This window comes from Streptomyces sp. NPDC107550, from assembly GCF_055639095.1.
Genome location: NZ_JBVKBC010000039.1, coordinates 1 through 12640 on the forward strand (window position 1 = coordinate 1; position 12640 = coordinate 12640).

At 69.9% G+C, this 12640-nt stretch carries 11 protein-coding genes; 2 read left to right on the forward strand and 9 right to left on the reverse strand.

Going from position 1 to position 12640, the window contains the following annotated elements; all coding sequences use genetic code 11:
- Window positions 1-308: 308 nt before the first annotated feature.
- The 3 genes from ACZ7LY_RS31020 to thyX all read right to left on the reverse strand — a co-directional run bounded on the left by ACZ7LY_RS31020 (window position 309) and on the right by thyX (window position 4029).
- A complete protein-coding gene (locus tag ACZ7LY_RS31020) occupies window positions 309-1994 on the reverse strand; it encodes a ribonuclease J (protein ID WP_471628071.1) in 1686 nt (561 codons plus the stop codon).
- Window positions 1995-2136: 142 nt separating this feature from the next.
- Window positions 2137-3036: a 4-hydroxy-tetrahydrodipicolinate synthase gene (dapA, locus tag ACZ7LY_RS31025; RefSeq protein WP_471628072.1), complete on the reverse strand. Its 900-nt coding sequence runs from the start codon at window positions 3034-3036 to the stop codon at window positions 2137-2139.
- 252 nt (window positions 3037-3288) lie between these two features.
- Window positions 3289-4029: an FAD-dependent thymidylate synthase gene (gene thyX / locus ACZ7LY_RS31030; protein ID WP_471628073.1), complete on the reverse strand. Its 741-nt coding sequence runs from the start codon at window positions 4027-4029 to the stop codon at window positions 3289-3291.
- Between the two features lie 252 nt (window positions 4030-4281).
- Here thyX and ACZ7LY_RS31035 point away from each other — a divergent pair, with 252 nt between their 5' ends.
- Both ACZ7LY_RS31035 and ACZ7LY_RS31040 read left to right on the forward strand, forming a co-directional pair.
- On the forward strand, window positions 4282-4521 hold the full coding sequence (locus ACZ7LY_RS31035; RefSeq protein WP_471628074.1) for a hypothetical protein: 240 nt from the start codon (window positions 4282-4284) through the stop codon (window positions 4519-4521).
- A 98-nt stretch (window positions 4522-4619) separates the two neighbouring features.
- Entirely contained in the window at window positions 4620-5174 is a 555-nt protein-coding gene (locus ACZ7LY_RS31040) for a PH domain-containing protein (protein ID WP_471628075.1), read from the forward strand.
- A 78-nt stretch (window positions 5175-5252) separates the two neighbouring features.
- Here the strand turns inward: ACZ7LY_RS31040 and ACZ7LY_RS31045 are convergent, their stop codons facing one another.
- From ACZ7LY_RS31045 to eccD, 6 genes are all read right to left on the reverse strand, one after another.
- Window positions 5253-5705 carry a hypothetical protein gene (locus ACZ7LY_RS31045; protein ID WP_471628076.1) on the reverse strand — a complete coding sequence of 151 codons (453 nt, stop codon included), beginning with the start codon at window positions 5703-5705 and terminating at the stop codon, window positions 5253-5255.
- A gap of 9 nt (window positions 5706-5714) precedes the next feature.
- A complete protein-coding gene (gene dapB / locus ACZ7LY_RS31050; protein WP_471628077.1) occupies window positions 5715-6470 on the reverse strand; it encodes a 4-hydroxy-tetrahydrodipicolinate reductase in 756 nt (251 codons plus the stop codon).
- A gap of 28 nt (window positions 6471-6498) precedes the next feature.
- Window positions 6499-7878, reverse strand: coding sequence for a M16 family metallopeptidase (locus ACZ7LY_RS31055; RefSeq protein ID WP_471628078.1), 1380 nt, complete (start codon window positions 7876-7878; stop codon window positions 6499-6501).
- Window positions 7875-10094: a polyribonucleotide nucleotidyltransferase gene (locus tag ACZ7LY_RS31060; RefSeq protein WP_471628079.1), complete on the reverse strand. Its 2220-nt coding sequence runs from the start codon at window positions 10092-10094 to the stop codon at window positions 7875-7877. The genes ACZ7LY_RS31055 and ACZ7LY_RS31060 overlap by 4 nt, the downstream gene beginning before the upstream one ends.
- 300 nt (window positions 10095-10394) lie before the next feature.
- The gene (gene rpsO / locus ACZ7LY_RS31065; protein ID WP_471628080.1) at window positions 10395-10682 is read right to left on the reverse strand and encodes a 30S ribosomal protein S15; all 288 of its coding nucleotides are present in this window, start codon (window positions 10680-10682) and stop codon (window positions 10395-10397) included.
- 237 nt (window positions 10683-10919) lie between these two features.
- Window positions 10920-12449: a type VII secretion integral membrane protein EccD gene (gene eccD / locus ACZ7LY_RS31070; protein WP_471628081.1), complete on the reverse strand. Its 1530-nt coding sequence runs from the start codon at window positions 12447-12449 to the stop codon at window positions 10920-10922.
- Between the last annotated feature and the right edge of the window lie 191 nt (window positions 12450-12640).

Here is a 12640-nt window from a genome sequence, read left to right on the forward strand (position 1 = left end):
TGTACTCACCCTCTCGGGCTTTCCTCCGGGCGCTTCCCTTCGGTCTTGCGTTTCCAACCTTACCAGATCCGTTTTCCGTTCCGTTTCCGGTTCGGATTTCATTTCCGGTGGCCGTTGGAGGGCCTTTGCCTTTCGGCTGGACCGACTTTATCAGAGATTCTGAGTCGGAATTTCCGCCCCGTCAGGAGCGAGGTTCGAGCGCGTGAGCGCTGCGGTTGCCCCCTTGAGCGGAGCCGTAAACGTACTGGAGCGGGGCGCCCCGATGCAAATCGAGGTGCCCCGCTCCAGGAGCGCTGCCGGACGGAGGGTCAGACCTCGACCACGACGGGCAGGATCATCGGCCGGCGGCGGTAGGTGTCGGAGACCCACTTGCCCAGCGTGCGGCGGATGAGCTGCTGCATCTGGTGGGGTTCGACGACGCCGTCCTGGGCCGAGCGCTCCAGGACCTCGACGACCTTCGGGAGCACCGCGTTGAACGCGGAGTCCTCGATGCCGGAGCCGCGCGCCTGCACGTGCGGGCCGCCGGTGATCTTGCCGGTGCTGGAGTCCATGACCACGAAGACCGAGATGATGCCCTCGTCACCGAGGATCTTGCGGTCCTTCAGGGCCGGCTCGCCCACGTCACCGACGGAGAGGCCGTCCACGTAGACATAGCCCGCCTGGACCTTGCCGACGATTCTGGCCTTGCCGCCGACGAGGTCGACGACGACGCCGTCCTCCGCGATGACGATGCGGTCGTGCGGGACGCCGGTCAGGGCGCCCAGCTCGGCGTTGGCGCGCAGGTGGCGCCACTCGCCGTGCACCGGCATCAGGTTCTTGGGCTTGCAGATGTTGTAGAAGTACAGCAGCTCGCCCGCGGACGCGTGGCCCGAGACATGGACCTTGGCGTTGCCCTTGTGGACGACGTGGGCGCCCCAGCGGGTCAGGCCGTTGATCACGCGGTAGACCGCGTTCTCGTTGCCCGGGATGAGCGAGGACGCGAGGATCACCGTGTCGCCGGAGACGATCCGGATCTGGTGGTCGCGGTTGGCCATCCGGGACAGGGCCGCCATCGGCTCGCCCTGCGAACCCGTGCAGACGAGGACGACCTCGTCGTCCGGCAGGTCGTCGAGCGCCTTGACGTCGACGACGAGTCCGGCCGGCACCTTCAGATAGCCGAGGTCACGGGCGATGCCCATGTTGCGGACCATCGAACGGCCGACGAACGCGACCCGGCGGCCGTACTCGTGCGCGGCGTCCAGGATCTGCTGGATGCGGTGCACATGGCTGGCGAACGAGGCGACGATGATGCGCTTGCGGGCGCTCGCGAAGACGCCGCGGATCACGTTCGAGATGTCACGCTCGGGCGGGACGAAGCCCGGGACCTCGGCGTTCGTCGAGTCGCTCAGCAGGAGGTCGATGCCCTCCTCGCCGAGCCGCGCGAACGTCGGCAGGTCGGTCAGGCGGCGGTCCAGCGGGAGCTGGTCCATCTTGAAGTCGCCGGTGTGGACGACCATGCCGGCCGGGGTGCGGATGGCGACGGCCAGCGCGTCCGGGATCGAGTGGTTGACCGCGACGAACTCGCAGTCGAACGGGCCGAGCCGCTCGCGCTCGCCCTCGGAGACCTCCAGCGTGTACGGCCGGATGCGGTGCTCCTGGAGCTTCGCCTCGATCAGCGCGAGGGTCAGCTTCGAGCCGATGAGCGGGATGTCCGGCTTCTCGCGCAGCAGGTAGGGGACGCCACCGATGTGGTCCTCGTGCCCGTGCGTCAGGACGATGCCCTCGATGTCGTCGAGGCGGTCCCTGATGGACGAGAAGTCCGGCAGGATCAGGTCGATTCCGGGCTGCTCCTCCTCGGGGAAAAGCACTCCGCAGTCGACGATCAGCAGGCGGCCGTCGTACTCGAAGACGGTCATGTTGCGCCCGATCTCACCGAGGCCGCCGAGCGGGGTGACGCGCAGGCCGCCCTTCGGAAGCTTCGGCGGGGCGCCCAGTTCAGGATGCGGATGACTCAAAAGACTCTCCTCACCACGCACGCCACGTACCTGTCGGCACGTGGCGCGCATGACGTTCGTGCAGTAGCAGTTGTCTGGGTGTTTCGGATCGTGCTGTTCAGTTGTGGAGCTGTTCAGTTGTGGAGCTTTGCCAAGTCTGTTGTCAGAGCTGTACCCCGCCGGCGGCAAGATCGATCTTGAGCTGGGCCGTCTCGTCGGCGGTCAGGTCGACGAGGGGCAGCCGCAGCGGACCGGCCGGGAGACCCTGGAGCCCGAGGGCGGCCTTCGTCGTGATGACGCCCTGGGTGCGGAACATGCCGGTGAACACCGGAAGCAGCTTCTGGTGGATCTCTGTCGCCTTGTGTACGTCACCGGACGCGTACGCGTCGAGCATGGCGCGCAGTTCCGGGGCGACGACATGGCCGACGACCGACACGAAGCCGCACGCGCCGACCGACAGCAGCGGCAGGTTCAGCATGTCGTCGCCGGAGTACCAGGCCAGACCCGAACGGGCGATGGCCCAGGAGGCGCGGCCGAGATCACCCTTGGCGTCCTTGTTGGCGACGATGCGGGGGTGCTCGGCGAGCCGGACGATCGTGTCCGTGTTGATCGGTACGCCGCTGCGGCCCGGGATGTCGTAGAGCATCACCGGCAGGTCCGTCGCGTCGGCGATCGCGGTGAAGTGCCGCAGCAGACCCTCCTGCGGCGGCTTGTTGTAGTACGGGGTCACCGTGAGCAGGCCGTGGGCGCCGGCCTGCTGGGCCTCACGCGCCAGCTCGATGCTGTGGCGGGTGTCGTTGGTGCCGACGCCGGCGACGACATGGGCGCGGTCGCCGACCGCCTCCACGACCGCTCGTACGAGATCCGCTTTCTCCGCGTCGCTGGTGGTCGGGGACTCGCCCGTGGTGCCGTTGACGACCAGGCCGTCGTTGCCTGCGTCCACCAGATGGGCGGCGAGCCGCTGCGCGCCGTCGAGGTCGAGTGCGCCGTCCGCCGAGAAGGGCGTGACCATGGCGGTGAGGACCCTCCCGAAGGGGGTCTGCGGAGTCGAGGTCGGAGCCATGGGTAACACGCTACTCGCTGCTCAGTACCGGGTCCCCCCTCGGGGGACGCGACAAGTCACAACAAAGGTGGAGCCCGGCACTGCCTGCTCGGGGGTTCAAGCAGTGCCGGGTCCGTTTGATCAGGCTAGATGAACTTTACGAAATGCCGCAATACGGACACTTCGGACGGTTGATCCGCACATCTGTGCCCTTGCCCAGCCACCGAGGCCCCGGTTCGGGCCCCGCACACCGCTCCCCCGGGCACGTCGGTACTACGGCGCCACGCGTCCGTTCGCGTTGAACGCCTCGTAGGTCAGCGGCATCAGCTCGGCCCAGCGGGCCTCCATCCGCTCGCCGACCATCTCGATCTCGCGCTGCGGGAAGGACGGCACCTTGGCCAGCTCGTGCTGGGTGCGCAGGCCGAGGAAGTGCATCAGCGAGCGCGCGTTGCACGTGGCGTACATCGAGGAGAAGAGGCCGACCGGGAGGACCGCGCGGGCCACCTCGCGCGCGACGCCCGCCGCCAGCATCTCCTGGTACGACTCGTACGCCTGGCGGTAGGAGTCCTCCATGACCCGGGCCGTCAGCTCCTGCTGCGCCTGGGTGCCCTCGACGAACTCGTACTTGCCCGGGCGGCCCTGCTGGACCAGCTTGCGGTCGGCGTCAGGCACGTAGAAGACCGGCTGGAGCTCCCGGTAGCGGCCCGATTCCTCGTTGTACGACCAGCCCACGCGGTGGCGCATGAACTCACGGAAGACGAAGATGGGCGCGCTGATGAGGAACGTCATCGAGTTGTGCTCGAAGGGGCTGCCGTGCCGGTCGCGCATCAGGTAGTTGATCAGCCCCTTGGAGCGCGCGGGGTCCTTCGACAGCTCGTCGATGGACTGCTCGCCCGCGGTCGACACACGAGCCGCGAACAGCACGTCCGCGTCGCTCGCGGTGTGCTTGACCAGCTCTACGGTGACATCACCGCGGAAGGTCGGCTTGAGGTCTTCGACAGGGGTATCGGTCACGGCTAGAGGGTCCTTCCCATCACTTCGCTCGGGCGGCGCCCACTCTACGGGCCACCACTGACAACAGGGCATTCGCTCGCTTGTCACGACGATCCGCGCCGATCCCCTGCGATCCGCCCGGATCCACAGCTATCCGCGCCGATCCGCAGCGAACTTCATTGAATTTGGCGAAAGTGGGCACCTTTCAGGGTGATCGAGCGTCTGTGTAGATGAACACACTTCCTTCGAACCTCTTGAGGAGAAGCACCGCCCATGTTTCGTCGGCGCGAGCCCGTACCGTTCGCCTTCATCGCCGAAGCCGACAAGTTCCGCAGTAACGTCACACCGCCCGCGCGCGAGCGTCCCTCCGCGGGCCAGATCCTCAACCGCGCCCTCGTCGGCCTGACCGTCGTCGGCGGCCTCGTGGGGTCCCTGCTGCTGGGCGTCCCGGCACTGTCGCCGGACCAGTCGACGCACCACGTGCAGCAGTCCGAAGCCTCCGACGGCCGCTGACCTGGCCCCGTACGGACCCCTGGAGTGGAAGGGCGCTCCGGGCGTGGGTAGCCTCACCGGGCACCACCCCCATCCCGCATGGACCGAGTGAGGACCACGTGCCCCTGCCCTTCCTGACGGCCGACCGGGCTTTCGACGAGGCCGCGGACACCCCGCTGCCCTTCGACGACCGTGACCAGTGGCGGCGGCCCTACCGCCCCGGCCCCTACCGGGTGGGGGCGGCGGCACTGCTGCTGCTCCTCGCGTCGTACGTGCTGTTCGCCTCCGTGATCATCGCAGTGGCCGGCGATCCGTCCGCCGCGAGCCTGTGCGGCGCGCTCGCCGTGCTGATCATCGCGGCGGCGCTGCGCGTCCTGCGGATGGGCGTCTGGGTGAGCGCCCGCGGCCTGCGTCACGTCGGGTTCCTGCGGACGCGGACCGTGCCGTGGGCCCAGGTCGTCTCGGCGCGCACCGTGCAGCAGCCCGTGCGCTGGCTGGGGCTGCCCCGCACCGTGCAGGGGCAGGCTCTCGTCCTCGTACGGCGGGACCGTGCTGGTGAGCAGACGGCGTTGCTGACCAGCCACAACAGTGACTTCCTCGGCCGGGGCGCGGCGTTCGACCGCGCTGCCGACAGTGTCGAGGTGTGGTCCGAGGAGTACCGCGCGCGGTCGTGAGCGCGCGCGACGACGGCATACGAGAGGGGCCGCGTTCACCCGATGGGTGACGCGGCCCCTCTCGTATGCCGTCTGCCGTCACAGGCCCGCCGAGCGGCCCTCCTGGAGGGCGATGGCGCGCTGCATCGCCTTACGCGCGCGTGGTGTGTCGCGGGCGTCCCGGTAGGCGACCGCGAGCCGGAACCAGCAGCGCCAGTCGCCCGGCGCGTCCTCCGTCTCGGCCTTGCGGCGGGCGAAGACCTCGTCGGCGGAGTCCCGGTCGATACGGCCGTAGGTGTCGCGCCGCAGTTCGTCGACGGGCAGGCCGCCCTCGGCCTCCAGCAGTTCGGCCAGCCGGTTGGCCTTGCGGACGAACTGGGTGTTCGCCCACAGGAACCACACGCCGATCAGCGGCATCACCAGGACCGCGATGCCGAAGGTGATGGTGAGCGCCGTGCCCTGCTGGAGCAGCATGACGCCCCGGTCGCCGGCCAGGACGAAGTAGACGACCAGGACGGCGGCCGTGACCGCGTACGTGATTTTCGCGCGCATCGCCGCTGTTCAGCCGTTCAGGTCGAGGAAGTGTTCCAGGCCGAAGGTCAGGCCAGGGGTGGTGACGACCTTGCGGGCGCCGAGCAGGATGCCCGGCATGAAGCTGCTGTGGTGCAGCGAGTCGTGGCGCAGCGTCAGCGTCTCGCCCTCGCCGCCCAGCAGCACCTCCTGGTGCGCCAGGAGGCCGCGCAGCCGCACGGAGTGGACCGGGACGCCGTCCACGGCGGCGCCGCGCGCCCCGTCGAGGGCCGTGGCGGTCGCGTCGGGCATGGCGGGGCTGCCGGCCTTGGCGCGGGCCGCGGCGATCAACTGGGCGGTGCGGGCGGCCGTGCCCGAGGGGGCGTCGACCTTCTTCGGGTGGTGCAGCTCGATGACCTCGACGGATTCGAAGTACGGGGCGGCCACCTCGGCGAACTTCATGGTGAGCACCGCGCCGATGGAGAAGTTCGGCGCGATGAGCACTCCGGTGGACGGGGAGGCGTCGAGCCAGGTGTGCAGCCGCGCGAGGCGCTCGTCGGTCCAGCCGGTCGTGCCGACGACGGCGTGGATGCCGTGGCCGGTGCAGAACTCCAGGTTCTCCATCACCGAGTCGGGCGTGGTCAGTTCGACCGCGACCTGGGCGCCGCTGGAGACGAGGGTCTCCAGGTCGTCGCCCCGGCCGAGGGCCGCGACCAGTTCCATGTCCTCGGCGGCCTCGACGGCCCGTACGGCCTCGGAGCCGATGCGGCCCTTGGCTCCGAGGACCGCCACGCGCAGCTTGCTCATGTTCTCCCAGTTCCTTCCAGGCGGACGGTCAGGCGACCGCTTCGTGCAGGCGGGCGGCCTGCTTGTCCTTCAGCGGGCCGATGACCGAAAGCGACGGACGCTGCCCCAGGATGTCGCGTGCCACCGCGCGCACCTCGTCCGGGGTCACTTCGCCGATCCGCTCCAGCATGTCGTCGACGGACATCTGCTCGCCCCAGCACAGCTCGCTCTTGCCGATACGGTTCATCAGCGCGCCGGTGTCCTCCAGGCCGAGGACCGTGGAGCCCTTGAGCTGGCCGACCGCGCGGCTGATCTCGTCGTCGGTGAGCCCGTGCTCGGCGACCTGCTCCAGCTCGTCGCGGCAGATCTTCAGGACGTCCCGCACCTGGTTCGGGCGGCAGCCCGCGTAGACGCCGAACAGGCCGCAGTCGGCGAAGGCCGAGGTGTACGAGTACACGCTGTAGGCCAGTCCGCGCTTCTCGCGCACCTCCTGGAACAGGCGCGAGGACATGCCGCCGCCGAGCGCCGTGTTGAGCACGCCCATGGCCCAGCGGCGGTCGTCGGTGCGGGCCAGGCCCGGCATGCCGAGGATGACGTGGGCCTGCTCGGTCTTGCGCCCGACGACCTCCATGCGGCCGGCGGCGCGCAGCGTCTTGCTGCCCTGGCGCGGGCCGATGGGCTCGGCCGGGGCGACGGCGAGCGCGCCCGCCTTGTCGAACGCGGCGCGGACCTGGCGTACGACCTTGTTGTGGTCGATGTTGCCCGCGGCGGCGACGACGAGGTGGCGGGGGTCGTAGTGCCGCTTGTAGAAGCGGGCGATCTGGTCGCGGGTGAGCGCGTTGATCGTGTCGACCGTGCCGAGGACCGGGCGGCCCAGCGGGGTGTCGCCGAGCATGGTGTGCGCGAACAGGTCGTGCACGCAGTCGCCCGGGTCGTCCTCGGTCATCGCGATCTCTTCGAGGATGACGCCGCGCTCCGCGTCGACGTCGGCGGCCTCGATGAGGGAGCCGGTCAGCATGTCGCAGACGACGTCTATGGCGAGCGGCAGATCGGTGTCGAGCACGCGCGCGTAGTAGCACGTGTACTCCTTCGCCGTGAACGCGTTCATCTCGCCGCCCACCGCGTCGACGGCGGCGGAGATGTCGAGGGCGCTGCGCTTGGCGGTGCCCTTGAAGAGGAGGTGTTCGAGGTAGTGGGTGGCGCCGTTCAGCGTAAGCGTCTCGTCGCGCGAGCCGACGTGGGCCCAGATGCCGAAGGTCGCCGAGCGGACGGAGGGCAGGGTCTCGGTGACGATGCGCAGGCCGCTGGGGAGCGTGGTCCTGCGGACGGTTCCGATGCCGTTCATGCCCGTGATCAGGGTTTGGGTACGGGCGACGGCCCGCCCCTCCGAAGAGGTGCGGGCCGTCGCCTTGGTGCTACGGGACGTCACTTGTCGGCGTCGTCCTTCTGGTCCTCGTCGCCGTCCTCGCCCTCGACCACGGGGATCAGGGAGAGCTTGCCGCGGGAGTCGATCTCGGCGATCTCGACCTGGACCTTCTGGCCCACACCGAGGACGTCCTCGACGTTCTCCACGCGCTTGCCGCCGGCGAGCTTGCGGATCTGCGAGATGTGCAGCAGACCGTCCTTGCCCGGGAGCAGCGAGACGAACGCGCCGAACGTCGTCGTCTTCACGACGGTGCCCAGGTAGCGCTCGCCGACCTCCGGCATGGTCGGGTTGGCGATGCCGTTGATCGTGGCGCGGGCGGCCTCGGCGGCCGGGCCGTCGGCGGCACCGATGTAGATGGTGCCGTCGTCCTCGATCGTGATGTCGGCGCCGGTGTCCTCCTGGATCTGGTTGATCATCTTGCCCTTGGGGCCGATGACCTCACCGATCTTGTCGACCGGGATCTTGACCGTGATGATCCGCGGCGCGTTCGGGGACATCTCGTCCGGGACGTCGATCGCTTCCATCATCACGTCGAGGATGTGGAGGCGGGCGTCGCGGGCCTGCTTGAGGGCGGCGGCCAGGACGGAGGCCGGGATGCCGTCCAGCTTCGTGTCGAGCTGGAGGGCCGTCACGAAGTCCTTGGTGCCGGCGACCTTGAAGTCCATGTCGCCGAAGGCGTCCTCGGCACCGAGGATGTCGGTGAGGGCGACGTAGTGCGTCTCCCCGTTGATCTCCTGGGAGATCAGGCCCATGGCGATGCCGGCGACGGGGGCCTTGAGCGGCACACCGGCGTTCAGCAGGGACATGGTGGAGGCGCAGACCGAGCCCATGGACGTCGAGCCGTTGGAGCCCAGCGCCTCGGAGACCTGGCGGATCGCGTACGGGAACTCCTCGCGCGTCGGCAGGACCGGCACGATCGCGCGCTCGGCGAGCGCGCCGTGGCCGATCTCGCGGCGCTTGGGGGAGCCCACGCGGCCCGTCTCACCGACGGAGTACGGCGGGAAGTTGTAGTTGTGCATGTAGCGCTTGCGCGTCACCGGGGAGAGGGTGTCGAGCTGCTGCTCCATGCGGAGCATGTTCAGCGTGGTGACGCCCAGGATCTGGGTCTCGCCGCGCTCGAACAGGGCGGAGCCGTGCACGCGCGGGATGGCCTCGACCTCGGCGGCCAGCGTGCGGATGTCGGTGACACCGCGGCCGTCGATGCGCTTCCTCTCCTTGATGACGCGCTCGCGCACCAGGGACTTGGTCAGCGCGCGGTACGCGGCGGAGATCTCCTTCTCGCGGCCCTCGAACTCCGGCAGGAGCTTCTCGGCGGCGAGACCCTTGACGCGGTCCAGCTCGGCCTCGCGCTCCTGCTTGCCCGCGATGGTGAGGGCGGCGGCGAGCTCGGGCTTGACGGCGGCCGTCAGGGCCTCCAGGACGTCGTCCTGGAAGTCGAGGAAGATCGGGAACTCACCGGTCGGCTTCGCGGCCTTGGCGGCGAGGTCGGCCTGGGCCTTGCACAGCACCTTGATGAAGGGCTTGGCGGCCTCGAGACCGGCGGCGACGACCTCCTCGGTCGGCGCCTCGGCGCCGCCCTTGACGAGCTGGATGGTCTTCTCGGTGGCCTCGGCCTCGACCATCATGATCGCCACGTCGCCGTCCTCGAGGACGCGACCGGCGACGACCATGTCGAAGACGGCGTCCTCGAGCTCGGTGTGCGTCGGGAAGGCGACCCACTGGCCGTTGATCAGAGCGACGCGGACGCCGCCGATCGGGCCGGAGAAGGGCAGGCCGGCGAGCTGCGTCGACGCGGACGCGGCGTTGATCGCCACGACGTCGTACAGGTGGTCGGGGTTGAGCGCCATGACCGTGGCGACGACCTGGATCTCGTTGCGCAGGCCCTTCTTGAAGGACGGGCGCAGCGGGCGGTCGATGAGGCGGCAGGTGAGGACGGCGTCCTCGGAGGGCCGGCCCTCACGGCGGAAGAAGCTGCCGGGGATCTTGCCGGCGGCGTACATCCGCTCCTCGACGTCCACCGTGAGGGGGAAGAAGTCGAGCTGGTCCTTGGGGGTCTTCGAGGCCGAGGTGGCCGAGAGCACCATGGTGTCGTCGTCGAGGTAGGCGACGGCGGAGCCGGCGGCCTGACGGGCCAGGCGGCCCGTCTCGAAGCGGATGGTGCGGGTGCCGAAGGAGCCGTTGTCGATGACGGCCTCGGCGTAGTGGGTCTCGTTCTCCACTAGTGTTTTCTCCGTTGCTTTCGTCTGTATTCGTCTTTTGTCCCGCTCTGCCCGTGTGGCAGGGGGACGGTGGAGAAGCGCGCCGTGTTGCGGGCCGGTCTTCGATCGAAGCACCCGGGGATCCGTTGACGTCTCCGGGGGCCACTACCGAGGACCGGCGGCGGCGCTGGTGCGCTCCTCGTCTCTGTCGTACATCACCAGACTACAAAGCGTCTGTGACAATGCGCACCGTACGGCGGCTGAACGCACGTACGGCAAAGGGAGCGGCCCCCTGGCGGGAACCGCTCCCTTCATGGCGTCTTAGCGGGCGCCGGCCGCACCGCGGCGGATGCCGAGGCGCTCGACCAGGACGCGGAAGCGCGCGATGTCCTTCTTGGCCAGGTACTGCAGAAGGCGGCGACGCTGGCCGACCAGGATGAGCAGACCACGACGCGAGTGGTGGTCGTGCTTGTGCGTCTTGAGGTGCTCGGTCAGGTCCGAGATGCGGCGCGAGAGCAGCGCGACCTGGACCTCGGGGGAACCGGTGTCGCCCTCCTTGGTCGCAAACTCCGACATGATCTGCTTCTTCGTAGCGGCGTCGAGAGACACGCGGTACTCCTCTTGAGGTTCCTCATGGCCGCCGAGTGCCCCTGGTCTACATCTCAGGAGAGCTTCCGAAACTCGGGAGGCCGGGCTCGCTGGGCGCCGTCCCCAGGAGCTTTCGGCATGCCGGGGGCGCGTACACAAACGGCCGTCACCCAGCGTACCAGCCGCCGGGTGCGCCCCCGACCGGGCTCCCGGGGCCCGTGGCCGGCCGCGCGGACGGGGCCGGAGGGGAGGCTCCGCCTAGCTTGTCATGGCCCGCGCCGACGCGTACACGTCGAACACCGCGAGGGCCAGCGGGATCAGGGTGAGCAGGACGAACGTCTCGGCGATCTCCAGGAAGCGGCCCCAGAAGGGCGTGACGCCGCGGCGCGGGGTGATCAGGCCGATCGCGGTGACGAGGGCGGCGGCGGCGCCGATCGCCGCGATGATCCACACGCTGCGGATGTCGAGCGCGGCGGTGTCCTGGCGCATCGCGTCCTTGACGTAGTCCACCGGCGGGTGCAGGGCGAGCCCGAGGCAGAGGAAGACGAGCGCGGCGAGGCCGGCCGCGAGGGTGGCGCCGACCTGCGCGGTGTAGCGGAACAGATGGGCGCGCATCAGCAGGGCGACGCCGGTGGCGAGCGCGAGGAGCTGCGCCCATACGTTGCTGGAGAAGCCGAGGACGATGGAGGCGCCGACGGAGAGCAGCGCGCAGCCGCCGACGAGCCCGACGAGCAGTTCGTGGCCGCGGCGGGCCTGGGCGGCGATGCGCTCGGCGTCGACGGCCTCGTGCGGGTCGGCGGGCTCGGACGTGGTGTCGTACCCCGCGCGCGCGGGGTTGGGCGGTTCGAAGCCGATGGGAAGACGGGCGAAGCGCATCGACAGGCCGGGCAGGAACGCGAGCGCGCACACCGCGAGCGGGGCGCACACGGCGGCCGTCTCGATGGGCGCGAGGTCCGTGAGGGTGGCGACGAACGTGGTGAGCAGCCCGATGAGCGAGGCGAAGACGAACGCCACGAAGGGCCCGTCGCCGCCCGGTGAGACGAGCGTCAGCACCACGGAGGCGACCAGGACGGCCGCGCAGGCGAGCAGGAACTGGAGCCGCCCGATGCCCTGCCCCTCGGACAGCGGCAGCAGCCCGGAGCCGGCCACCGCGACGTTCGGCAGGGCGCCGAGGCCGAGGGCGACGGCGGAGCCTCGGTCGTCGTACACGCGGGCGCGCACGCACGCGAGGGTGACGAGGAGGACGCCCGCGACGGCGGCGAGGACGCCCTGGAGGCTGTGCATGTCGTGGCGGATCGTCGGGGTGGTGACCTGCGAGTTCCACGCGACGAAGGCGATGAGCGCGGGCAGGATGCCGCCCGCGACCAGGCCGGCCGCGCGCGTGAGGTCGCCGCTCCACAGGGTGCGGTCCTTGGTGACGGCGGAGGCGACCGCCTCGGAGACGTCGTCGAAGACGGCCGGCGGCAGCGACTCGGCGAAGGGGCGCAGCGTGAGCAGTTCGCCGTCGAGGATGCGCTGCGCGGTGAACGAGCGGGCGCTGTCGAGGACCGTGCCGTCGCGGCGTACGAGGTGGTAGCCGACGGGGGCGCCCTCGCCCGGGCTCTGCTGGGAGAGCCGCAGGATCTCCGGGTAGAGGTCGGCGACGGGTACGTCGTCGGGCAGGGCCACGTCGATGCGGCTGTCGGGCGCGACGATGGTGACCCGGCAGAAGCCGAGTCCCGAGCCCGCTCCGGCGGGGGCCTGGGTGCCCGATCCGCCGGCCCGGCCGGCCGGCGCGGAAGCCGTCATGCTCACCTGCTGTTCCCCCTTGTTGTCGGTGAAGATCCTGTGCACGTTGCGCCGCGCGTCCCGCCGGGTCCGTCACCTGCGCCGCCCGACCCCGCGTCCCGGGTGGCGTGCGCGTTCCGAACCGTACGGATTGCCCGGTTTTCCCGGGCGGATTCGCAACTGCTCACGCGTACCTCCGGCACCCTACCGCC